This window comes from Arthrobacter sp. TJ-236 (genome assembly GCF_058269235.1).
Genome location: NZ_JBZCNI010000001.1, coordinates 368,918 through 391,530, shown reverse-complemented (window position 1 = coordinate 391,530; position 22,613 = coordinate 368,918). Strand labels below are relative to the sequence as shown.

At 69.5% G+C, this 22,613-nt stretch carries 19 protein-coding genes; 1 reads left to right on the top strand and 18 read right to left on the bottom strand.

What is annotated here, in order from left to right; translation table 11 throughout:
• Positions 1–326: 326 nt before the first annotated feature.
• From AC4D16_RS01690 to AC4D16_RS01610, 17 genes are all read right to left on the bottom strand, one after another.
• The gene (locus tag AC4D16_RS01690) at positions 327–2,009 is read right to left on the bottom strand and encodes an amidohydrolase (RefSeq protein WP_490953723.1); all 1,683 of its coding nucleotides are present in this window, start codon (positions 2,007–2,009) and stop codon (positions 327–329) included.
• The gene (locus tag AC4D16_RS01685) at positions 2,002–4,824 is read right to left on the bottom strand and encodes a DEAD/DEAH box helicase (protein ID WP_490953722.1); all 2,823 of its coding nucleotides are present in this window, start codon (positions 4,822–4,824) and stop codon (positions 2,002–2,004) included. The genes AC4D16_RS01690 and AC4D16_RS01685 overlap by 8 nt, the downstream gene beginning before the upstream one ends.
• A gap of 71 nt (positions 4,825–4,895) precedes the next feature.
• Entirely contained in the window at positions 4,896–5,681 is a 786-nt protein-coding gene (gene tatC, locus AC4D16_RS01680; protein ID WP_490954650.1) for a twin-arginine translocase subunit TatC, read from the bottom strand.
• Between the two features lie 62 nt (positions 5,682–5,743).
• Entirely contained in the window at positions 5,744–6,109 is a 366-nt protein-coding gene (gene tatA / locus AC4D16_RS01675; protein WP_490953721.1) for a Sec-independent protein translocase subunit TatA, read from the bottom strand.
• Between the two features lie 37 nt (positions 6,110–6,146).
• On the bottom strand, positions 6,147–6,509 hold the full coding sequence (locus tag AC4D16_RS01670; RefSeq protein ID WP_490953720.1) for a hypothetical protein: 363 nt from the start codon (positions 6,507–6,509) through the stop codon (positions 6,147–6,149).
• 9 nt (positions 6,510–6,518) lie between these two features.
• The gene (locus AC4D16_RS01665; protein WP_490953719.1) at positions 6,519–8,504 is read right to left on the bottom strand and encodes a helix-turn-helix transcriptional regulator; all 1,986 of its coding nucleotides are present in this window, start codon (positions 8,502–8,504) and stop codon (positions 6,519–6,521) included.
• A 119-nt stretch (positions 8,505–8,623) separates the two neighbouring features.
• Positions 8,624–9,019 carry an FKBP-type peptidyl-prolyl cis-trans isomerase gene (locus AC4D16_RS01660; RefSeq protein ID WP_490949170.1) on the bottom strand — a complete coding sequence of 132 codons (396 nt, stop codon included), beginning with the start codon at positions 9,017–9,019 and terminating at the stop codon, positions 8,624–8,626.
• 77 nt (positions 9,020–9,096) lie between these two features.
• Positions 9,097–10,056 (bottom strand): FKBP-type peptidyl-prolyl cis-trans isomerase, encoded by a 960-nt coding sequence (locus AC4D16_RS01655; RefSeq protein ID WP_490949171.1) that lies wholly within the window; start codon positions 10,054–10,056, stop codon positions 9,097–9,099.
• Between the two features lie 168 nt (positions 10,057–10,224).
• A complete protein-coding gene (gene pafA, locus AC4D16_RS01650; protein ID WP_490953718.1) occupies positions 10,225–11,586 on the bottom strand; it encodes a Pup--protein ligase in 1,362 nt (453 codons plus the stop codon).
• Positions 11,586–12,362, bottom strand: a complete 777-nt coding sequence (gene prcA, locus AC4D16_RS01645; protein ID WP_490949173.1) for a proteasome subunit alpha — start codon at positions 12,360–12,362, stop codon at positions 11,586–11,588. The genes pafA and prcA overlap by 1 nt, the downstream gene beginning before the upstream one ends.
• Before the next feature lie 3 nt (positions 12,363–12,365).
• Positions 12,366–13,202: a proteasome subunit beta gene (gene prcB, locus AC4D16_RS01640; RefSeq protein ID WP_490953717.1), complete on the bottom strand. Its 837-nt coding sequence runs from the start codon at positions 13,200–13,202 to the stop codon at positions 12,366–12,368.
• A 3-nt stretch (positions 13,203–13,205) separates the two neighbouring features.
• On the bottom strand, positions 13,206–13,409 hold the full coding sequence (locus tag AC4D16_RS01635; protein WP_490953716.1) for a ubiquitin-like protein Pup: 204 nt from the start codon (positions 13,407–13,409) through the stop codon (positions 13,206–13,208).
• 79 nt (positions 13,410–13,488) lie between these two features.
• Entirely contained in the window at positions 13,489–15,054 is a 1,566-nt protein-coding gene (gene dop, locus AC4D16_RS01630) for a depupylase/deamidase Dop (protein WP_490954649.1), read from the bottom strand.
• A 74-nt stretch (positions 15,055–15,128) separates the two neighbouring features.
• On the bottom strand, positions 15,129–16,886 hold the full coding sequence (gene arc, locus AC4D16_RS01625; protein WP_490953715.1) for a proteasome ATPase: 1,758 nt from the start codon (positions 16,884–16,886) through the stop codon (positions 15,129–15,131).
• 127 nt (positions 16,887–17,013) lie between these two features.
• The gene (locus AC4D16_RS01620) at positions 17,014–18,105 is read right to left on the bottom strand and encodes a tRNA (adenine-N1)-methyltransferase (RefSeq protein ID WP_490953714.1); all 1,092 of its coding nucleotides are present in this window, start codon (positions 18,103–18,105) and stop codon (positions 17,014–17,016) included.
• Between the two features lie 120 nt (positions 18,106–18,225).
• Complete coding sequence (locus AC4D16_RS01615; protein ID WP_490953713.1) at positions 18,226–19,377, bottom strand: site-2 protease family protein; 1,152 nt, start codon at positions 19,375–19,377, stop codon at positions 18,226–18,228.
• Positions 19,374–20,186, bottom strand: a complete 813-nt coding sequence (locus AC4D16_RS01610) for an HAD family hydrolase (RefSeq protein WP_490953712.1) — start codon at positions 20,184–20,186, stop codon at positions 19,374–19,376. The genes AC4D16_RS01615 and AC4D16_RS01610 overlap by 4 nt, the downstream gene beginning before the upstream one ends.
• A 194-nt stretch (positions 20,187–20,380) precedes the next feature.
• Between AC4D16_RS01610 and AC4D16_RS01605 the strand changes: the two genes are divergently transcribed.
• Complete coding sequence (locus tag AC4D16_RS01605) at positions 20,381–21,271, top strand: PAC2 family protein (protein ID WP_490949179.1); 891 nt, start codon at positions 20,381–20,383, stop codon at positions 21,269–21,271.
• A gap of 41 nt (positions 21,272–21,312) precedes the next feature.
• On the opposite strand, the gene mshC is transcribed toward AC4D16_RS01605, so the two are convergent.
• The gene (gene mshC / locus AC4D16_RS01600) at positions 21,313–22,602 is read right to left on the bottom strand and encodes a cysteine--1-D-myo-inosityl 2-amino-2-deoxy-alpha-D-glucopyranoside ligase (protein WP_490953711.1); all 1,290 of its coding nucleotides are present in this window, start codon (positions 22,600–22,602) and stop codon (positions 21,313–21,315) included.
• Between the last annotated feature and the right edge of the window lie 11 nt (positions 22,603–22,613).

Below are 22,613 nucleotides of genomic sequence, written 5' to 3'. Positions count from 1 at the left end.
GGCGATGAGCCGTGCGGCGCTCGGGCAGGTCCACGCGTCTTCGTACCGGCATCAGCACTTCTGCGGACGCCGTTCTCTACCGACGCGTGGACCTGCCCTTGAGAGTGCTGGCTCCGCATGAGGTAACACGCGCCCTTGAAGGCCGATGCATTGCGCTCGAAGAGACCAGCCAGGTTTCTCCATCCGGAGTTCCTCTAACCCGTAGGACGAAAGCTTACGGGCTGAGAAGGAGGTGTCAACAGTCTCCTGACGTGGGACGACGCTTCTTCGTGCAGGTCAGGAGGGTGTCGGCGGGCAGGAGAATTCCGGAGCGTCCGCCACGCTCGTCATGCTCCGTCGAAGCCGTCGGCCACATGGAGGCGATGACCGTCGTGGACCGTCTCCAGGCACTGCGGGGCATTCTCCGTGTCGAGCGCGGGCAGTAGCGGCGTGCCGGCGCGCGGGTCGGTACTCCAGGCCTGCACCCGGTTGTCCGGTGTCTGGACCATCAGTTCGTCGACCGTCCACACGGCGAAAGATGCGGGTGTCCCGGGAGCGAGCTGACCCATCGCGGGTGACCGCCCCGCGAGCCGCCACCCGGCCCGGGTGTGCGCGATGAAGGCTGCGCGGGCGGAGATGTTCTCAGCGGGGTCGCTGTGCTGCAGGCAGGCACGCACCGAGGCCCAGGGGTCCATCGGCGTCACAGGGCTGTCGGATCCGAGCGCCACGAGCACCCCGGCGGAGAGCAGCGACGCCCAGCGGTTCATGCCGAGGCGCCTGTCACCGAGCCGCTGCTCGTACAGGCCGCCCTCCTGACCCCACAGCGCATCGAACACGGGCTGGCCGCTGACGGACACACCGAAGCGCACGAGGGCGGCTACGGCGTCGTCGTCCGCGAGTTCCACGTGCTCGAGCCGATGGCGTGCGCGCCGCACCTCGTCCTCGCCGAGCTCCCCCGCGGTGCGTTCCAGGCCGCGGAGGATCACATCGAGGCCGGCGTCCCCGATCACGTGGAAGCCTGCCTGGATACCCCTGGACGTCGTCGCCAGCAGATGAGCGGTCACCTGGTCCTCGTCGAGGTACAGCGCGCCCGTGGATCCGGGCGCATCGGTGTACGCCTCGCGCAGGGCGGCCGTCCGCGACCCGATGGAGCCGTCGACGTTCAGGTCACCCGCCAGACCTGCCAGGCGTCCCCCGAACCGACGCATCTCCTGCTCCGCGGCCTGCGGATCGGCGACGGCTGCTCCCCAGTACGGAATGACCTCGGGCAGCGGCAGATCGCGGAGCGGACCGTCGATGGTCAGAAGGGTCTCGAGGTCCTCGGGTGGGGCGATGTGCGGCGCGGCCATCTCCGTCACGGCGACGTAGCCGCGGGACGCCGCGTGGAGCAGCGCCGCCTGCTGATAGGTGCGGCGCTGATCGGTCGTGAGGCTGCGGGTGGCCCGACGCGCCGCCTCGTGGGCGGCACGGACCACGAAACCGTCGGACCAGCCGTCCACGGACGCCAGGCCGAGGGCGTCGGCGAGGGAGCCGGACACCACGGCGGAGTGGATGTCGGCCCGGACGAGGTACACGAGGGCGCCGGCACCTGCCCGGTCCAGCTCCCCCGCCGTGGGAACCCGCTTCTCGGGCCACCGGGACTCGTCCCAGCCGTGCCCCAGCACGGTCGTGGCCCCCGACGCCGCAGCCGCCGCGACGGCGTCGAGCAGTTCCGTGAGCGATCGGCACGCCGTCAGGTCCACGGAGCCGAGCGCGATGCCCGTCTCGGTGACGTGAGCGTGCGCGTCGACGAAGCCGGGCGCGATCAGCGCTCCGTCGAGGTCGACGGTCCGCACACCGGGACCCTCGAGGTTCGTGGCCGCATGCTCGGTGCCCACCCAGGCGACCGTTCCGCCGTCGACGAGCATCGCCGTCGCGAAGGGATCGGCCGGGCTGTACACGGAGCCGTTGCGGTAGAGGACGGGCTGGCGGGGTTCGGGCGTGGGTGTGGAGATGACGGGGAACTTCCTGGGAGAAGGGGCGCTACTCACTGATGTTCGAGTATGCCACCACGCCGCGCCGTACCAGTCCGATGGCCCTCCGGCACGTCTGGTTCAGGTGGCCGGGCAGGTCCGGTACCTTCGCCATCTGGTCCAAGAGGTCGATGACCTGCTTGGACCAGCGCACGAAGTCACCGGCAGCGAGTTCAGTGCCGCTGAGCGCGGCCTGCAGCGACCTGCCCTGCGCCCACTTGAACATGGGCCAGACCAGCGAGAGTTCGGGTTCCCCCGTCACGGGCAGGCGGTGCTGCTCCTCGACGTCGTTGAGCCGCGACCACTCACGGATGATGATCTCGACCGAGCTCTCGAGTGCGACGCTCGGCATCACGGGACGCACGCCCCGCTCCTCGCGCTTGGCCTGGTAGACGAGCACCGTGGTCAGGGCGGCCAGCTCGGCGGCGTCGAGCTCGCTGAAGGCGCCCTCCTCGATGCAGAGCGCGATCAGGAGGTCCTTCTCGCCGTAGATGCGCCGTAGTTTCTGACCCGATGCACTCACGGACACGGTGCCGTCATCGGACTGGAGGTAGCCGTAGTGGCCGAGGACGTCCGACACACGGTCGAACGTCTTCGCGATGGTGTTGGTCCTGCCGCGGATCTGGCCGGAGAGGACGTCGGTCTCCCGCCGCAGCTTCCACCAGCGTTCGGCCCAGCGTGCGTGCTGCTCACGCTCGCTGCAGCCGTGGCAGGGGTGGGCCCTCAGCCGGCGGCGCAGCTCGGTGATGGCGCGCTCCTCCGCGGCGGCGGACGCGGAGTGCCCGGCGGCCACGCGGTCGGCCCCGCGGCGGGGCGGCCGTTTCTCCTGCAGGGCGTTGCGGAGCGAGGAGGTGAGGTCCCGGCGGTCCTTCGGGCTGCGCGCGCTGAAGTGCTTGGGGATCCGGATGCGGGAGAGGACCTCCACGGGCCCGTCGAGGTCCTGCACGCCGACCCGACGGATCTGCGTCTCGAGCGTGAGCACGGTGGGTCGGGGTTCACGCGACGAGTCCGCGTCGAGGACCACGGCGTAGCCCTGGCTCCTGCCGCCCGGCACGTCGATGACGTCCCCCGGGCGCAGGGACTCGAGCGAGGACTCGGCAGCAGACCGAAGGGTGCGCGACCTGTCACGGGAGGCCGTCGTCTCGAGGTCGGAGAGCTCCCGCCGCAGCTTCGAGTACTCGCGGAAGTCACCGAGGTGGCAGGTCATCGACGCCTCGTACCCCTTCAGGGACTCCTCGCGGCTCCTGACCTGCTTCGCGAGGCCGACGACCGAACGGTCGGCCTGGAACTGGGCGAAGGACGTCTCGAGGATCTGCCGCGACCGCTCGCGACCGAACTGCGCCACGAGGTTGATGCTCATGTTGTACGTGGGGCGGAAGCTGGAGTTGAGCGGGTACGTGCGGCGTGAAGCGAGGCCCGCCACGGCCCCGGGGTCCGTGCCGGGCTGCCACAGGACGACGGCGTGCCCCTCGACGTCGATCCCGCGACGGCCGGCGCGGCCGGTGAGCTGCGTGTACTCGCCCGCCGTGACGTTGACGTGAGCCTCGCCGTTGAACTTGTCGAGCTTCTCGAGGACCACGGTCCGCGCCGGCATGTTGACCCCGAGCGCGAGCGTCTCGGTGGCGAAGACCGCCTTGACGAGGCCGGCCGCGAAGAGGCGCTCGACGATCTCCTTGAAGGTCGGGAGCATTCCTGCGTGATGCGCGGTGAAGCCCCGGATCAGTCCCTCGCGCCATGTCCAGAAGCCCAGGATCTCGAGGTCGTCCCGCGGGATGTCCGTCGTGGCGTCGTCGATCGTCTCGGCGATCTCGTCGCGCTCGTCCTCGGTGGTGAGCCACAGCCCCGCATGCAGGCACTGCGTCACCGCGGCCTCGCAGCCCGCGCGCGAGAAGATGAACGTGATGGCCGGGAGCAGGTCGGCGCGGTCGAGGACCTCGATGACCTGAGGCCGGGTGGCCCGCCGGACCACGCTCATCTGCTGCGGACCGCCGCGCCCCGGGCGGGACCGGCCCTTCCGACCACCGCCGCTCCACCCGGCCCGCTGGTTCAGCCGGATCTCGTTGCTCGCGAGCTCGAGGAGCTCGGGGTTGACGTCGTACTGGTCCTTCGCCCCTGCGGTGGCGCCCGCGGGAGCCGCCTCGTCGAAGGCGACGTCACCGGCGAAGAGGTCGATCATGGATTTCCCCACCATGACGTGCTGCCAGAGCGGAACCGGACGGTGCTCCGACACGACGACGTCGGTGTCCCCGCGGACGGTGTCCAGCCAGGAACCGAACTCCTCGGCGTTGGAGACGGTGGCGCTCAGCGAGATGAGCTTCACCTCCGTGGGGAGATGGATGATCACTTCCTCCCAGACGGCGCCGCGGAACCGATCGGCGAGGTAGTGCACCTCGTCCATCACCACGTACCCCAGGTTGTCGAGCGCCTCCGAGTTCGCGTACAGCATGTTCCTGAGGACCTCCGTGGTCATCACGATCACGTCCGCGTCCCCGTTGATGCTGGTGTCGCCCGTGAGCAGCCCCACGCGGTCGCTGCCGTGGACGGCCGCGAGCTCGGAGTACTTCTGGTTGCTGAGAGCCTTGATCGGGGTGGTGTAGAAGGCCTTGAGGCCGCTCTGCAGGGCCATGAAGACCGCGAACTCCCCCACCACCGTCTTGCCGGCGCCCGTGGGAGCCGCGACCAGCACGCCCCGTCCGGCCTCCAGGGCGGTGCAGGCCTCGCGCTGGAACGGATCGAGCTCGAAGTCCAGCGTCCGCTCGAACCGCGACAGCTGGGTCCGTGAGTGCTCCGTACGGGCCTTCGCAGCGGCGTATCTCTCCGCGGGGGTGCTCATCTTTCCACCCTAGACCGTGCGGCAGACACCGGCACACGGGGTGCGGCGGGGCCGGAGGACCTCTCCGGGTGCTAGAGCGCGTCCAGCGACGACGCGGAATCGGCGGACGCCTCGATGTCCGCCTCGCGAGCGGCGTTGCGGCGGGCGCGGCGCTTGTCGTTGAGCAGGCACAGCCCGATGGCCACGAAGAACAGCAGGAGCAGCGGGACGGCGAGGTAGAACATGCTGAGGACGTCGCCGCCGGGCGCGGCCATCGCGGCGAACAGGCAGACGAGGAAGACGGTGATGCGCCAGGCCTTCAGGATCTGGCGTCCGGAGACGATACCCACCATGTTGAGCCCCACGAGGACCACCGGCAGGATGAACGCGATCCCGAAGGCGAGCAGCAGACGCAGCACGAAGGTGAAGTAGACCGAGACGCCGATGAAGTTCGAGAAGTCCTCGGGCGTGAACTCCGTGAGCACACGCACGGCGTTGGGCAGGATCAGCCAGGCGAGACCGATCCCGGCGAGGAAGAGCGGTACCGCCACGGCGATGAACGCAAGGGCGATCCTCCGCTCCTTGCGCTTGAGCCCGGGAGTGATGAAGGCCCACAGCTGATAGAGCCAGACGGGGCTCGAGATGATCAGGCCGAGGAACACCGAGACCTGGATCAGGAGGTCGAAGGGGGATGCGGCGCTGTCGAAATTCAAGGACGCCGAGCGCCCCTCCTGCTCGTTGATGGCGATGATGGGGGCCGCGAGTGCCCGGAGCACCGGGTCGTACACGAAGAACCCGAACACCGTGGCGATGATGACCGCGATCGCCGACTTGAACAGCCGGTTGCGGGCTTCCCGGAGGTGCTCCTTGAGGGCCATCTTGCCCTCGGGGTTGGCCTTCCTACCGCGCCTCGGCGCTTTCTCGGGGGACACCGGGAGTGCTACGGGTTGGTGTTCGAGGTGCCGCTCGGCTGTGCCGGTCCCGCGGGCGTGGCTCCGTGGCCCGTCCCCTGGGACGGGACGTCACCGGCATGGTGCTGGGCCGGCTGCTGGTGGTGGTCCGGCTGCGCGGGCGCCTGGTACGTCGGCGTGTAGGTCTGCGGGGCGGGAGTGGACACGACTCGTCCCTCGACCGGACCCGTGCCGTCGTCGGGCACGTTGTTCTCGTCCTTCATCTGCTTCACCTCGGACTTGAAGATCCGCAGGGACTGTCCCACGCTGCGAGCCAGTCCGGGCAGCTTCGGCGCCCCGAACAGAACGATCGCGAGAACGATGATGATGACGATGTGCCAGCCTTCGAGCCTCATGGCGTATTCCTCTCCTAGATCCCGTGCCAAGTTTAGGTCACAGGTGTGGCATGTCCTGCAGGAGCTGGGGCTGCCCGCGGTCCGACCGCTTGGCCACGCGACGCTCGCGGCGGTCGGCCTGTCGCCGGGTCTTCGCCAGATCGGATGCCACGCGCACGTCCTCGGGCGCCGAGAACACGGCCGGGACGGGGATCCCGGGGACACCCTGACTGTGCGGCAGCCCGTCCCGTCCGCCCTCGCCGGCGTGCCCCACGTCGACGCCGAGTCGATCCATGGCCTCCCCGAATTCACCCAGAGTTCGCATTCCGCGCCGGAAGACGCGGAACCCGACGACCACCAGGAAGATGGCGCTGACGGCCACGAGGGCCACCCACAGAACGATCCACATCCACCAGAGCATGGGGTCAGTCTAGGTGAGCGACTGGTGCGAACGGGCAGCGGCGAGCCACCTCAGCGTCTCCTCACGAAGCTCCTCGGGCTCGAGTACGGCCGCGGCGCCCCCGAAGCCGGCGACGAGGCCCGGGATCCACGCGCTCGACGCCACCCTCAACCGCGCTGCCAGCCGGTCGCCGTCGAGCTCCTGCACCGCCTCCGCGTTGTACTGGTCGGCGATCCAGCGAGCCCTCGGCTCCAGCAGGAGGGTGACCGCGTGATCGCTCTCCCCGGAGCGGTAGGGGGTCGCCTTCCGGCCGCGGGCGATCGCCTCGGTGTCCGCCGTGGCCGTCGCGGGCTCGTCCGTCAGCGCGGCCCGCTGGATCCGGTCGAGGCGGAAGTTGCGCAGGCCCTCGGACTCGACGCTCCACGCCTCCAGGTACCACGTGTCCTGATGGAGGAAGATGCGCACCGGCTCGAGGACCCGCTGCGTGATCTCGTCGCGCGTGGGCACGAAGTAGTCGACCTGCACCCGGACGCCGGACTGGAGCGCGGCCTGCAGGACCTCGAGGGTGGGGTCGAGATCGTCCTCCGTCAGCTTGGTGGCGACGGCAGAACCGATGCGCGCGGCATCCCCGGCCGCCGCGGTGAGCTTCGTCTGCGCGCTGACGATCGCCTCGTTGTTCCTCATGCCCGGCAGCTCGCGCAGGGCCTGCAGCCCGACGATCAGGGAGCACGCCTCGTCCATGCTCAGCTTGATGGGCTGGGCGAGGTCCCTCGCGTTCGTGAGATAGATACAGCCGTCCTCGATGTTGACGTCCATGAGACCGTCCGGGTAGTGCCGCGGACCGCTGACGAAGAGGAGGTCGAGGTCCTTGGTGAGCTGGGCCTCCGAGACGTCGAACCGCCGCGCGGTGTCACCGACCTCCGCGCCGGGATGAGCGAGCAGGTAGGGCACGAGGTCGAGCAGCCGGAGCAGGTGGTCCTGCGAGGAGGTCTTCCGGCGGGGTGTGGTGCGCGCGGCGCCCGTGAAGTCGAAGTCGCGCGGAGCGGCCACGGCGGCGTCGTGGGCGCGGTCGAGCAGACGCGCGACGTCGGCCACGAGGTCGGCCGGTTCCTGCACCTGGGCGTTCGTGCCGAGGCCGGCGATCGTCGCGGCCATGGGGCTCGAGGTCGCGTAGGGGACGCGGAGCGTGTCCCATTCCTCCCCCGTCTGCAGCACTTCGGTGTCCTTCCGCACGCGGAGCACCTGACAGGAGCCCGGGCGTACGGCGACGACGGCGGTGCGGTCCGGTTCGCTGCGGCCCAGGGAGGAGAGCGTGCGGTTCATGTCGAAGGTCGCCGGGACCTCGAAGGATCCGGTGAGCAGGACGGGCTCGGAGGTCATCCGGGAGAGCCGGAAGAACCGCTCGGCCCCGCGCATGGTGTCGAAGCCGACGACGTACCAGTGGCCGAAGCGCGCGCCCATGCCCCAGGGATGCACGGTCCGCACCTCCTCGCGCCCGGTACTGGCCGCGCGGTAGGAGAACCTCAGCGGGGTGCGGGTGGTGAGCGCCTGCCACACGATGTCCCAGTACGGGGCGTCCGTGGTGATGCGGGGCTGGATCAGCGGGGTGAGCTGCAGGGTGTCGTCCGTGCTGCGCGAGCTCAGCTTCCGCAGGGCCCTCGATGCGGCGGAGTCGAGCGAGCCCTGCTCCCAGGCGCCGGCGGCGAGGTTGAGGACCGCGTACTCCTCCTGCGTGAACGTCACGCCGCCGAGCCGGTAGTCCTCGGCGTCGATCCTGTAGCGCTGCACCGTGTTGTCGTTGTCGAACAGGGTGTCCTCGCTGAAGGACTCGAGCGGGATCCCCTGCTCGCGCAGAGCCGCCTTGTCGCGGTCGAACAGCTTCTCCCGGGCCGCCACCGACGTGGCCTCACGGTAGAGGTCGATCTCCTCGAACAACTCCTCCTTGGTGTAGCCGCGCCGGCTCGACAGAAGCATGATCACGAGGGTGAGGAGGCGTTCGGTACGTTTTGCGGACACGCTGAAAACCCTACCTTCACGGCAACGGAGGGAGGGACGCCGGCAACGATCGCTGCCGGCGTCCCTCCTCGTGCTGACGGGCGGTACCTGGCGGTAGGCCCGTGATTCCTGTCGGGAGGTCAGCGGACCCCGAGCAGGTCCACCACGAAGATGAGGGACTCGTTGGGGCCGATCGCGGATCCGGCACCGGACGCACCGTAGGCGAGCTGCGAGGGTATCTCGAGGCGGCGCCGGCCGCCCACCTTCATACCGAGCAGCCCCTGGTCCCACCCCTGGATGACCTGCCCGACACCAACCTTGAAGTCCAGCGGCGTGCCGCGGTTCCAGGAGGCGTCGAACTCCTCGCCGGTGGAGAACGCCACACCCACGTAGTGGGTGGAGACGGTCTTCCCGGCCGTCGCCTCGTCGCCGGTCCCGACGATGAGGTCCTCGATCACGAGCTCCGTCGGGACGTCGTGGGCGGGGAACTCGATCTCAGGCTTTTCACGGTCGAACGTGCGCTGTCCGAAGGACATGATGTGCTCCTTGCACTCGGTGGGTGGCTGATCGGCCCGGACGGACCGAACCTGTCAGGCGGATGTGTGGAGTGGTGCTACTCGGCGGTGGCCTTCGCGGTGATCTCGACGAAGAACACGAGCGTGCCGGACGGGCGCCCCTCCGGTGCCGGGTCCCCGTAGGCCCAGGGCGCCGGGATCACGAGCATCACCTGTGAGCCGACCTTCTGACCGGCGAGACCGCGGGTCCAGCCGGTGATCACGCCGGTGAGCGGGAACGTTGCGGGCTCCCCGCGATCGTAGCTGGAATCGAACTGCTCGCCGTCGGCGTAGGTCCAGCCGCTGTAGTTCGCGGTGATGCTGTCCGTCTCGGCGACGACCTCGCCGTCACCCTCCTTCAGCACCTTCACCACGAGATCCTCGGACGGGTCGTTCTCCGGGATGCTCACCTCGGGTGCGCCGCCCTCCCCGAAGGTGATGGTGGGCAGCTGGCCCTCGCTGTCGAGACGCTGCACCTCCTCGGGTGCAAGCACCTCCGGCTCAGGCAGCGGCTCCGGAGCCTGTTCCGCGGAGATGACCCTGAGCACGATCAGCTGCTCGGGCAGTGGCGTCTGACCCTCGACCGGCTCGGGTGACGGGCGGGTGTACGCCACTTGCGAGCCGACGGTCGTGCCGACCAGCACGTCGTACAGCTCGGCGTCCTGTTCACGCAGCATGTCGTCGACCGGAAGGACCTGCGGCTCGCCCTGACTGTACGTGTCACCGAGCACCTCGCCGTCCTCCGCATTCAGCGAGACGAGCTGATAGCGGATCTGCTGGCCGGCCTCGATGGTGCTGCCGTCACCCGCGGAGACGGTGCGCGCGGCCACACCCGTGATGTCGAGCGGCGACGCGAACTCCACGGTCGGTGCCTCCTCGTCGGAGCCGCCTTCCACGGTGACGCTCTCGAGGATCTCGACCGCACCGGCGGACCGGAGCGAGGGTGCCTCCTCGTCGCCGCCACCACAGGCGGTCAGGAGCAGCGTGAGCGGCAGGAGGAATGCAAGTATCTTTCGCACGGAACCACTTTCGAATCGGTGTCCAGGTCTGTCTGCCCGCGGAACGAAGGGCCCTGACAACCCTAACGGCTCCGGCCCCGCCATTTCTCCTGCCTGCTCGCGCCCTTTTCCCCGGCTCGGGCGCGGAACGTGGCTCCCGGCGCGCCCGCCGCCGTCGTCACGCGGACATCACAACTGCTGCAGGAGCGCCTCGACCCGCTCGTCGACCGAGGTGAAGGGGTCCTTGCAGAGGATGGTCTGCTGCGCACGATCGTTGAGCTTCAGGTGCACCCAGTCCACCGTGTAGTCGCGGTTCGCCTCCTTGGCCCGTCGCACGAATTCTCCGCGGAGCCTCGCCCGGGTGGTGGACGGCGGAGTGTCCACGGCCTCCTTGATAGCGGTGTCGTCCACCACGCGCGCGGCCTCGCCGCGCGACTGGAGGAGGAAGAAGAGGCCGCGCGAGCGGGAGATGTCGTGGTAGGTGAGATCGAGCTGCGCGGCCTTCGCCGAATCGAGTCCCTCGCCGGAGCGGGCGAGGTAGCGGTCGATCAGCTTCTTCTTGATCGCCCAGTCCACCTCGGTGTCCACCCCGCTGGTGTCCCCGGTCTCGACGGCGTCGAGGACGCGCTGCCAGAGGTCGAGGACGGCCGGGACGTGCGCGTTGTGCGCGCCGTGCTGCTCGACGAACGTGGTCACCCGCGCCAGGTACTCCTGCTGCATCTCCAGCGCGGTCATCTGGCGTCCGTTCGCGAGCTTGAGCAGGTGGCGGCCCGTGAGATCGTGCGAGATCTCGCGGATGCTCCTGATCGGGTTCTCCAGCCGGAAGTCCCGCATCAGCTCGCCCGCCTCGACCATGCGGAGCAGCAGGTCCACGGAGCCGATCTTCAGCAGCATGGTGGTCTCCGACATGGTGGAATCCCCGGCGATCACGTGCAGGCGGCGGTAGTGCTCGGCGTCCGCGTGGGGTTCGTCCCGTGTGTTGATGATCGGTCGGGACCGCGTGGTGGCGGACGAGATGCCCTCCCACAGGTGGTCGGCACGCTGTGAGAAGGCGTAGATGCTCCCGGACTGGGTCTTGAGGACCTTCCCCGCGCCGACGAGCAATTGCCGCGTCACGAGGAACGGGATCAGGATGTCCGCGAGGCGCGCGAACTCTAGCTTGCGCGGGATCAGGTAGTTCTCGTGGCTCCCGTAGGAGTTGCCCGCGGAGTCGGTGTTGTTCTTGAAGAGGTAGATCCGGCCGTCGTAGCCCTCGTGGGCGAGCTTGCGCTGCGCCTCGGACACGAGGTCCTCGAGGATCAGCTCACCCGCGCGGTCGTGCGCGATCAACTGGGCGAGATCGTCGCACTCGGCCGTCGCGTACTCGGGGTGCGAGCCGACATCGAGGTACAGGCGGGAGCCGTTCGTGAGGAAGACGTTGGAGGACCTCCCCCAGCTCACCACCTTGCGGAAGAGGTACCGCGCCACCTCCTCGGGCGAGAGCGGCCGGGAGTTCGGGCTCGAGTACGAGATGCCGAACTCGGTCTCGACGCCGAAGATCCGCCGGTCCATCAGGCTCCTCGGGCGTGCTGCTGCAGGGTGGCCTCGAGTTCCGCGCCGCCGATCCGGCGGAACGCCCTGCGGCTTCCGCGCAGGGTGTCGGGGTCGCGCTCGAGGTAGGCCACCTCGAGGAGTGAGGGATCGAGTGCGGGTTTGCCGGGTGCCTCCCCGTTCTCGCCGCCCGTGGGTTGACCCGTGGGCTGCGCGGGCGCTGCGACGCCGTCGTTCCTGAGCGCCGTGGCCGCGGCGCGCACCCCCTCCGGGAGGCTGAGCCCGGCCGACCACACGCCCCTGAGGGCCCCGATGACGGCGTCCGCCGCACCGCCCATCACCACGAAGCCCGTCTCGTCGGCGATCGAACCGTCGAACGTGAGGCGGTACAGGTGATCGCGCTCCTGGGTGTGCCCCACCTCCGCGACCACGAGCTCCACCTCGAAGGGCTTGCTCTCGGCGGTGAACACCGCCCCCAGGCTCTGCGCGTACACGCTCGCGAGCCCCCGTGCGGTGACGTCCTCCCGCGCGTACGAATAGCCGCGTACGTCGGCGTAGCGGACGCCTGCCTGGCGCAGGCTCTCGAACTCGTTGTACTTCCCCACGGCCGCGAAGGCGATGCGGTCGTAGATCTCGCCGAGCTTGTGGAGCGACGGCGAGGGATTCTCCGCCACGAGAGCGATCCCGTCGCGGCAGCTCATCACGACGACCGACCGCCCGCGGCCGATCCCCTTCCGCGCGAAGTCCGCGCGGTCCTTCATGAGCTGCTCCGGGGAGACGTAGAACTGCTGCGTCATGACCTATGCCTCCCGGCCCGCGGACGAGCGGGCGTCGATGATGGAGTGCGCTGCTGCCTCGAGGATCCGCTCGGGGATCCTCCGCGCACCGGCTGCGTCGACCACCCAGACCACGGGCCACAGGGCCCGCACGGTGTCCGGCCCGCCCGTCGCGGAGTCGTCGTCGGCGGCGTCGTACAGGGCTTCGACGGCGACACGCACGGCGGATGCCTCGTCGAGGCGCGGTTTCCAGAGTTTCTTCAGCGCACCGCGGGCGAACACGGAGCCCGAGCCCACCGAATGGTGTTCGTGCTCCTCGTAGCGGCCGCCCGTGACGTCGAAGGAGAAGAGCCTGCCGACGTGGCGGTCGGTGTCGTACCCCGCGAAGAGGGGTACGACGGCGAGTCCCTGCATGGCCATGGGGAGGTTCTGCCGGACCATCGCGGCCAGGCGGTTCGCCTTGCCGTCGAGGCTCATCATCGTGGCCTCGATCTTCTCGTAGTGCTCGAGCTCCACCTGGAACAGGCGCGTGAGGTCGAGGCCGATGCCCGCGCTGCCGGCGATCCCCATGACGGAGTACTGGTCCGCGGGGAACACCTTCTCGATGTGCCGGCTCGCGATGACGTTGCCCATGGTGGCGCGGCGGTCACCCGCCATCAGCACCCCGCCCGGGAAGGTCAGGGAGACGATCGTCGTGGCGTGGGGCGCCAGATGCCCTGCGTCCGACGCCCCTGACGACGCCGTCATCGGACCGAGCGTCCGGTTCGACGGCAGCAGTCCTGGGTGGTGGGCGCCGAGGTACTCGGTGAAGGAGGTCGAGGCGGCCCGCGGAACCGCTGCTACTGCGTCGTCCGGGAGCATCCGCTACTGGCCGCCCTTCTGCACGAAGCCGCGGACGAACTCCTCGGCATTGGACTCGAGCACGCCGTCGATCTCGTCGAGGAGGTCGTCCACACCCTGCGTCTGGCCCGAGTCCTGGGCGGCTGCGGGCGCCGCGGGCCCGGCTTCGGGCAGCTCCTCCTCGGCCGAGGAGGAACCACTGGTGTTCATGCGGTCCTGAGTCGCCATGACGGCCGCCCTTTCCTTGGTGATCGTGACCCGACCGGTGCGGGGACGTTGTTTCCCGTGCTCATTCCTCTGCTGATTCCTATGGTGCCACGCGGCGTTCGGGGCCGCTCAGCAATCGCGCGAGGAACTCCTCCACGCCGGTTGCCGCGTCGAACAGTTCACCGGTGAGCCGCGCCGTCCCCCGCAGCGGTTCACGGGTCTGGACGCGCTGCAGCCGCCGCTCCCCCGCGACCTCGAAGATCAGCGAGTCCCAGCTGGCCCCCACCACCGCGGCGGGGAACTCGGAGATGCACCGCCCGCGGAAGTACGCGCGCGTGTCCCGCGGCGGTTCGACGGCCGCCCGCTGCACCTCGTGCCCAGGGAGCAGCAGGTCGACGTCGTTCCGCCGGGCGAGCCGTCGGTAGATGCCCCGATCGGGCCGGAGGTCCGCGTACTGGAGGTCCACGAGCGCGAGGCGGACGTCGGTCCAGGACAGGGCGTCACGCTCCCGGTACGCCTCCAGGACCTTCAGCTTGGCGATCCAGTCGACCTGCCGCGCGGCATCCATCGGATCCCTGCGGAGCGTCGCCAACAGCGTCTGCCAGCGCTCGACGACGTCGAGGGTCTGCTCGTCGGCGTCGGCGGGAAGTGCGTCGGTCACTGCCGAGCAGTACAGCTCCTGCAGGTCGAGTCCCGTGAGCTCCCGGCCGTCGGTGAGCCTCACGGTGGCGCGGAGCCCCGGATCATGGCTGATGGTCCGCAGGGCGTCGACGGGGTCCGCGAGGACCGGCGCGGGGGCGAGTCCCTGCTCGATCAGGGCGAGGACGAGCGAGGTGGTGCCGAGCTTGAGGTAGGCGGAGACCTCGCTGAGATTCGCGTCACCGATGATCACGTGCAGCCGGCGGTACTTCTCGGCCACCGCGTGGGGTTCGTCCCTCGTGTTGATGATGGGTCGGCGCACCGTGGTCTCGAGCCCGATCTCGTTCTCGAAGAAATCGGCACGCTGGCTGAGCTGGTACCCGGCACCCTGGTTGAGCGGACCGATGCCCACCCGCCCCGCGCCGCAGATGACCTGGCGCGAGACGAAGAACGGGATCAGCGCCTCCGCGAGCTTGGAGAACGGGACGCTGCGTGGCACGAGGTAGTTCTCGTGGGAACCGTAGGAGACGCTCTTGCTGTCCGTGTTGTTCTTGTAGAGGATCACCGGTGAGAATCCCGGAGTCCGGGCGATGCGCTCCATCGCCGTCACGGCCACCTGGTCCCCCGCCCGGTCCCACAGCACTCCGTCCAGCGGATTGGTGACCTCCGGGGACGAGTACTCGGGATGCGCGTGGTCCACGTAGAGTCGCGCGCCGTTGGGGAGGACGAGATTCATGAGGACGGCGGTCTCGGCCGGTTCGTCGCGCTCGAGTGCGATCTGCTCGGCGGTCAGCTCCTCCACCTCGTCCGTCAGCTGGCTGGGATGCGCCGCCGCCCGGTCCATGCGGAAGCCGCGCGCATCGGTGAGCGGCGTCTCGTCGGTGTAGTCCCAGCGGGTACCGGCGAGATTGCCGAGCCCGTCGCGGAGGGTCGCAGCGTACGCATTGACCACCTGCGAGGAGAGCACCGTCGGGTTCGCGGACGGCAGCGCGGGGGCGATGATGCCGTACTCGGTCTCGGTGCCCATGACCCTGTGCACGGAGATCCCCTCGCCGACCCGCGCCGCGGAGTCATCCCCGACGCGCCGCCCCCCGGTGTCGATCACAGATACTGGCCCGTATTCGCCGTCGTCTCGAGCGCCTTGCCCGGTTCCTGGCCCGCCTTGCCCTGGACGATGGTCCGGATGTAGGTGATGCGCTCGCCCTTCTTGCCGGATATACGCGCCCAGTCGTCGGGGTTCGTCGTGTTGGGCATGTCCTCGTGCTCACGGAATTCGTCCACCACGGCGCGCATGAGGTGTTCGATCCGCAGCCCCTTGCTCCCGTCGAGGAGCAGGTCCTTGATGGCGTACTTCTTCGCGCGGTCCACGACGTTCTGGATCACCGCTCCGGAGTTGAAATCCTTGAAGTAGAGCATCTCGGTGTCCCCGTTGGCGTAGGTCACCTCGAGGTACTCGTTGGACTTGTCCGTCGAGTACATCTGCTCGACCGTGCGCCGGATCATCTCGGCGATCGTGACGTGAGGATCGTTGTCGTGCTCGGCGAGATCGTCCGCGTGGAGCGGCAGGTCGGGCGTGATGTACTTCGCGAAGATCTCCGCGGCGCCCTCGGCGTCGGGCCGCTGGATCTTGATCTTGACGTCGAGCCGGCCCGGCCGGAGGATCGCCGGGTCGATCATGTCCTCGCGGTTGGAGGCGCCGATGACGATCACGTTCTCGAGCTTCTCGACGCCGTCGATCTCGCTCAGGAGCTGCGGGACGATGGTCGTCTCGACATCGGAGGACACTCCGGTACCGCGGGTGCGGAAGAGCGAGTCCATCTCGTCGAAGAACACCACCACGGGGCTGCCGTCCGAGGCCTTCTCGCGGGCCCGCGCGAAGATCAGGCGGATGTGCCGCTCCGTCTCCCCGACGTACTTGTCGAGGAGCTCAGGGCCCTTGATGTTCAGGAAGTAGCTGCGGATCTGCTCGAGGCCGGCGCGCTCGGCGGCGCGGGCGGCGAGGGAGTTCGCCACGGCCTTCGCGATCAGGGTCTTGCCACACCCCGGAGGGCCGTACAGCAGGATGCCCTTCGGCGGCTTGAGCCCGTGCTCACGGTACAGATCGGGATGCAGGAAGGGGAGCTCGACGGCGTCGCGGATCTGCTCGATCTGCGGACCGAGCCCGCCGATGTCGCCGTAGGCGATGTCGGGCACCTCCTCGAGCACGAGGTTCTCCACCTCGCTGCGCGGCACCTTCTCCAGGCCGTACCCGGATTTGGTATCCACCGCGAGGGCGTCGCCCACCCGGAGGGTCTCCGACTGCAGCGGTCCGCTCAGCCTGATGACACGTTCGTCGTCGGTCCGCCCCACCACGAGTGCGCGGTCCTTGCCCATGACCTCCTTGATGGTCACGATGTCACCCGAGCGTTCGAAGCCGAGCGCCGCGACGATGGTGAGCGACTCGTTGAGCAGCACCTCCTGCCCCGGGGCGAGATGCCGCACGCTGATGAGGGGACTCACGGTGACGCGGAGCTTGCGGCCGGACTGCAGGATGTCCGCTGTGTCCTGCACGGTGGCCTCCGTGGTGGTGCCCGGCTCCGCCGGTCGCTTCGGGTTGACCTGCATTACGGTCGCGAAGCTGAAGGGCGCTGCGCCCTCCTTCTCGAGAGCGGCCTTCAATCGCACGATCTCCGTACGGGCCGCCTCGAGCGCCGTCACGAGCTTCCCGTTGTTCTGCGTGGCCGAGGCGAGCTGGCGATCGATCTGGCGCAGCTTGTCGCGCAGGACGTTCAGCTGCCGTTGCGGGATGGACGGGTCGGCGAGGGGCGGTGTGAGCCCCCGCCCAGCAGCAGCAGGAGTCTGGTCGTCGGAATCCGTCATGTCGGTTCGCCACCTTCGATTCTGTGCTTCAGCGGTCTTTCGACCTTAGCGCAGACGCCCCCGCATGACGCGGACACGTCGCCGCGGTGGACATACTGGGACACGAGGCTCATCGGGTGGTGCGCCTCTACTCGGGCGTGCCGCCGTCGGCGATCGCGTCACGCCTGGCCTGCGCCTCCTCGGGAGGCAGTGAACCGCGCTGGATGGTGGATGCCGCGTCGCGTGCCACCCGGCGCAGGCGCTTGTCCGAGACGTCGCGCTCGCCGACCGCCTGCGGGGTCCAGGCGTTGAGGTCCTCCTCGCTGAAGCCGGTCTTCGAGGGCCTTCGCTTGGGTGTGAAGCCTGTGGCGCCGTCGGCCAGCCGCCGCGCGGTCAGGAGGAAACCGGTGTGGGCGACCATACGGTGGTCGGGCCGCACGGCCAGGCCCTCCAGGTGCCAGCCGCGCACCATCGACTCCCAGCCCTCGGGTTCGGTGAAGCGCCCGTCGGCACGGATGGCCTCCGCCGTCCGTGAGAGCTGCGTGACGGTCGCGACGTAGCTGATCCACACCCCGCCGGGCGCGAGCACCGTCGCCACGGCGTCGATGCACTCCCAGGGGGCGAGCATGTCGAGGACCACGCGGTCCACGGAGCCGGGCTCCTCGTGCTGCACCACCTGCTCCTGGAAGTCCCCGAGGGTGATCTGCCATGCGGGGTGCGGCCCGCCGAAGATGGTCTCGACGTTGCCGCGTGCGATGTCCGCGAACTCCTGGCGCCGCTCGAAGGAGTGGAGGTAGCCGGTGTCCCCCACGGACCGCAGCAGCGAGATGGAGAGCGCACCGGAGCCGACCCCTGCCTCGACCACGCGAGCGCCCGGGTAGATGTCCGCCATCGTGACGATCTGACCGGCATCCTTCGGGTAGACCACCGCCGCTCCCCTGGGCATCGACAGCACGAAGTCGGACAGCAGGGGCCGCAGCGCCTGGTACAGCTGGCCGTTCGTGTTCTCCAGGATGGTTCCCTCGGTGGCACCGATGAGGGCGTCGTGCTGCAGGTAGCCCTTGTGGGTGTGGAAGGCGCCGTCCGGCGTAAGGGTGATCGTGTGCATGCGACCCTTCTCATCCGTGAGCTGCACGCGCTCGCCGGCGCGGAACGGTCCGCGTCGTGCTGCCGCTCCGTGCGCTTCGCTCCGGAGGGCTTCGGTTGCACGTGCAGGTACAGGTGGGACTGATTCGCTCAAGGGGTGTCCTTCGGGCAGGGCCGGCGGACCGGCTGCTGTGGGTGATGTCGAGTGGGAGGACGAGTGGCGCGTCCGCGGATGACGCGCCGATCCCGCCGATTCAACGGGTGCTCGTCGCGGTCAGGAACCGGGGACGGGTTTGCCCGTGATGGTACGGACGACGGTGCGCTGGTGCAGGAGACCGGTGACGACGCCGGACCGGTCGACGACGGCGTACTCGCTGCCTTCGAGCCTCGCGAGGAACTGGACGAGCTCCTGGCCCTCGGCGTGCTCGGGGACGTAGGCGCCGGCGGCGAGCCTCCGCGCGGTGGCGTTGACCGTCGTCGTGCCCGCGGCGTCCGCGGGGACGGCCAGGAGGGCCGCCTCGTCCACCACTGCTTCCGGGATGCCGGTGGTGCCGGTGATCACGACGGCGGCACCCGGGTTGTCGGCGAGGAGCCGGCGTGCCGCGAGGACGGTGGTGCCCGCGGGCAGGCCGATGGCGCGCTGCTGCAACCGGCCCGCGCTGACGGCGGGAAGTCGCAGGCGCATGCGCGCGTTCTCGATGGCCGCCGTGGCGCCCATCCAGAGGAAGGCGCCCATCACCACGGCGATGAGGATGACCGTGAGGTCAGGCCCACGGCCCTGCAGCAGGGGTATCCCGATGACGACGCCGAGGAGCACGATCACGATGATGCGCCCTGCCCACCCGGCGGCGACGGTGCCCTTCTCCTGGCTGCCGGTGGCCTTCCAGACCGCACTCTCCACCAGTCTCCCGCCGTCGAGCGGGAGGCCGGGCAGCACGTTGAAGAGGGCGACCAGCAGGTTCGCCCACACCAGGATGGTGGCCAGCAGGTAGGACACCGAACCGGGCGTCATGGCCTGCAGCAGGCCCCAGCCGAGGCCTGCGAGCACGAAGTTGGCCGCCGGTCCGGCCAGCGCGACGGCGAGGGACCGCCCGGGCGAGGCGTTGAAGGTGGCGAACTGCGTGTGGCCGCCCCAGAGGTTCAGGACGATCCGCGTGGTCGGCCAGCCGAAGGCCCGGGCGGTGAGGGCGTGCGCGAGTTCGTGGATGAGCACGGACGCGGCGAGCAGCAGCGCATACCCGAGGGCGACGGCGTAGGCGCCGGCGCCGATACCGGGGAAGGCACCTGTGACCCTCGGACCGAACACGATGACGATGAAGGCCGTGATGACGAACCAGGACCAGGCGAGGACCACGGGGATGCCGGCGATGCGCCCGAGCGAGAGCCCCGGGCTCGCCTCCTTCGCCGGCGGCCGACCATCACTCACGCGTCGGCTCCCCGGACGGAACCCGATCCCGACAGCGCGCCGTCGTGCGCCTGGGCACCGACCAGCACCGGGAGGAGGTCCTCGAGATCGGCCGGTGTGCGGCCCTCGAGCGTGGTCCAGTCGGTGCGGCGCCCGTCCGGCGGGAGCGGGACGAAGTGGGGCACGGCGAGGGTCACGAGTCCGGCGGCGAGGGCCGATGTGACGCCCGGCAGCGAGTCCTCGATCGCGACCAGGTGATCCTTCGAGAGTCCGGGGTGGTCGGCGGCCAGGAGATCGAAGCCGAGCTGGTAGGCCTCGGGGTCCGGCTTGCCCGAGCTCACGCGGTCACCCGTCACGAGGTGTGAGAACGTGCCGTCCGGCAGGCTCTCGGCGACTGCTGCTGCGAGAGGACGTTCGGACATCGTGACCATCGCGCAGGGGATCCCGTCGGCGCGGAGCGCGGCCAGGAGTTCACGCGCACCAGGTCGCCAGGGCACGGACGCACGGACGTCAGCGGTGACGCGATCGGTGAGGTGTTCGATGATCTCCCGGATGCCGAGGTCCACACCGGCGTCCTGCAGTCTGGCCGCGGAGTACGTGAGCGCCTGGCCGACGAGCTGTGTCGCCTGCTCGGTGGTCCAGGTGCCACCGTGGGCCTCGACGAGTGCCTTCTCCGCGCGGATCCAGGAGGGCTCGGTGTCCACGATCGTTCCGTCCATGTCCCACAGCACGCCCTGCAGCGCCCTGCGGTTCCCGCGCGCCTCCGAAAGGTCCGACGGTAGGCCGCTCATGGGCGCGGTCACGGAACGTTCTGAGGGGGTGGTGGCCATGATCCAAGTCTACGGTGACCCCTTGACAGGAACGGACGGAGGGCTGAGGACGGGGCGCCGCAGGGCGCTCGGACGCGGGCGTCGACGGGCGTGTGGTGCGGACACCGGTGGCGCGCGGATAGGCGCGGATCCGCTCAGCGCGTAGCCCGGAACGTCGCCTGACATGCCGGTGAACCGGGGACTAGGGTGAGACGGTGGACAGCTTCGAGGACAGCCAGCCGACCGGCGTACAGGATCTCTTCCAGGACGTCGGCGAGCCCGAACGCCGCATCACGATCATGCTTGCTGCGTTCGAGGGATGGAACGACGCCGGCGAGGCCGCGAGCGATGCGCTGAAGTACCTCGGGCGGTTCTTCGGGAGCGAGCGGATCTCGACCATCGACGCCGACGAGTTCTACGACTTCCAGTTCACCCGCCCGATGATCAAGCGCAACTCCTCCGGCCAGCGCCGCATCAAGTGGCCCAACACGCGCATCAGCAAGGCCGTGGTCCCGGACTCGAACGTCGACCTGATCCTCGTGAACGGCGTGGAGCCCTCCTACAAGTGGCGCGCCTATACCGCTGAGCTGGTGGCCCTCGCCAAGGAACTCAACGTCGACTGCATCGTGCTGGTCGGGGCGCTGCTGGCGGACGTCCCGCACTCGAGGCCCATCCCCGTGACCGTGACCTCGGACGACGACCTCGTGCGCGAGAGCCTCGACGTCGAGCCGTCCACCTACGAGGGGCCGATCGGGATCGTCGGCGTGCTCGCGGAGATGGGCCTGCTCGCGGACATCCCCACGATGTCGCTGTGGGCCGCCGTACCGCACTACGTGGGCCAGTCCCCCTCGCCCAAGGCGCAGCTCTCCCTGCTCAACAAGCTGGAGGAGATCCTGCAGCTCGCGGTTGACACCCACCTGCTCACTGAGGAGTCCGAGGCCTGGGAGCGCGGCGTCGACGAATTGGCCACCGAGGACCCGGAGGTCGCCGCCTATGTGCGCCAGCTGGAGGAGGCCAAGGACACCGTTGATCTTCCCGAGGCCAGCGGCGAATCCATCGCCCGCGAGTTCGAGCGCTACCTCAAGAAACGCCGCCGCGAGCAGTAGAGAGGTCCGGGCCGACCGTCGGGCCAGGACGTGAGCGGCTGCTAGAGACACACCCCGAGGAGAGCGTCGACGACGTCGGCGAACGCGGTGCTGTCGGCGCGATCATCGCTGCTGCTGGCGCCCGCACCACCTGTGAGCGACGCCGCCCACGCGTCGACGGCGGCGAGTGCGGACGGTGCATCCAGATCGTCCGCCAGGTGGGTGCGGACCTGCTCGAGCAGTGGCGCGACGTCGTCCGCCCCGGCTCGACGCGCGGCTGCGCGCCACCCCTGCAGGCGGACGAGCGCGTCCTCGAGGACGGCGTCGGTCCAGGACCAGTCGGAGCGGTAGTGGTGGGCGAGGATGGCGAGGCGGATCGCCGCGGGATCTGTCCCGTTCCTGCGGAGCGTCGACACCAGGACGAGGTTGCCGCGCGACTTGCTCATCTTCCCGCCGTCGTAGCCCACCATGCCTGCGTGGGCGAAGTGCTCGGCCAGCGGCGTGCCGCTCGCGGCCCAGGCGTGCGCGGCGCTCATCTCGTGGTGGGGGAACACGAGGTCGGAGCCGCCGCCTTGGACGGTGAACGGCGCGGGCAGGTACTGCTGCGCGATCACGGCGCACTCGATGTGCCACCCCGGACGTCCCGCGCCCAGCGAGCCGCCGGTCCAGCTCGGCTCCCCGGGACGCTCGACGCGCCAGAGGAGAGGATCGAGCGCATGGCGCTTGTGCGGCCGCGCCGGGTCTCCCCCGCGCTCGGCGGACAGCGCGAGCATGGCATCCACGTCGAGGTGCGAGACCTGGCCGAGGAACCACCGCGCGTCGTCGTCCGGGTCGAGTGACGCCGCGGCGTCGAGTGAGAAGTAGACGTCGCCGTCGGGCTCGCCGCCCTCGCCCGGCACCGGGTAGGCGAGACCGCGCGCCACCAGGCGCTCGACGGCGGGCACGATCCGGTCGACGGACTCCACCGCCCCGATGTAGTGGTCCGGCGGCAGGACGTTCAGCGCTTCCATGTCCTCACGGAACAGGGCGATCTGCTCGGCTGCGAGGTCACGCCAGTCCACGCCCGTGGCGGTGGCGCGCTCCAGCAGGGGGTCGTCGACGTCCGTGACGTTCTGGACGTAGGACACGCGGGAGCCGGCGTCGCGCCACGTGCGGTTCAGGAGGTCGAAGGCCACGTAGGTGGAGGCGTGGCCGAGGTGCGTGGCGTCGTAGGGGGTGATCCCGCAGACGTAGAGGCTGCGCTCGGGAGCCGCGTCGAGACGGCGCCGCTCCCCCGCCGAGGTGTCGTACAGATCGATGCCCGACTGGGTACCGTCGAGGTCAGGAACAGGAGCCGCAGTCCACGCAATCACGCGTTCTACCT

Coding starts and splice junctions, on each gene's coding strand:
- dop (WP_490954649.1), bottom strand. CDS start 15,054: ATGGGCACCGAGACCGAGTACGGCATCATCGCCCCCGCGCTGCCGTCC.
- arc (WP_490953715.1), bottom strand. CDS start 16,886: ATGACGGATTCCGACGACCAGACTCCTGCTGCTGCTGGGCGGGGGCTC.
- pafA (WP_490953718.1), bottom strand. CDS start 11,586: ATGGACCGGCGGATCTTCGGCGTCGAGACCGAGTTCGGCATCTCGTAC.
- AC4D16_RS01670 (WP_490953720.1), bottom strand. CDS start 6,509: ATGCTCTGGTGGATGTGGATCGTTCTGTGGGTGGCCCTCGTGGCCGTC.
- tatA (WP_490953721.1), bottom strand. CDS start 6,109: ATGAGGCTCGAAGGCTGGCACATCGTCATCATCATCGTTCTCGCGATC.
- AC4D16_RS01635 (WP_490953716.1), bottom strand. CDS start 13,409: ATGGCGACTCAGGACCGCATGAACACCAGTGGTTCCTCCTCGGCCGAG.
- tatC (WP_490954650.1), bottom strand. CDS start 5,681: ATGGCCCTCAAGGAGCACCTCCGGGAAGCCCGCAACCGGCTGTTCAAG.
- prcB (WP_490953717.1), bottom strand. CDS start 13,202: ATGCTCCCGGACGACGCAGTAGCAGCGGTTCCGCGGGCCGCCTCGACC.
- AC4D16_RS01660 (WP_490949170.1), bottom strand. CDS start 9,019: ATGTCCTTCGGACAGCGCACGTTCGACCGTGAAAAGCCTGAGATCGAG.
- AC4D16_RS01610 (WP_490953712.1), bottom strand. CDS start 20,186: ATGGCCACCACCCCCTCAGAACGTTCCGTGACCGCGCCCATGAGCGGC.
- prcA (WP_490949173.1), bottom strand. CDS start 12,362: ATGACGCAGCAGTTCTACGTCTCCCCGGAGCAGCTCATGAAGGACCGC.
- AC4D16_RS01685 (WP_490953722.1), bottom strand. CDS start 4,824: ATGAGCACCCCCGCGGAGAGATACGCCGCTGCGAAGGCCCGTACGGAG.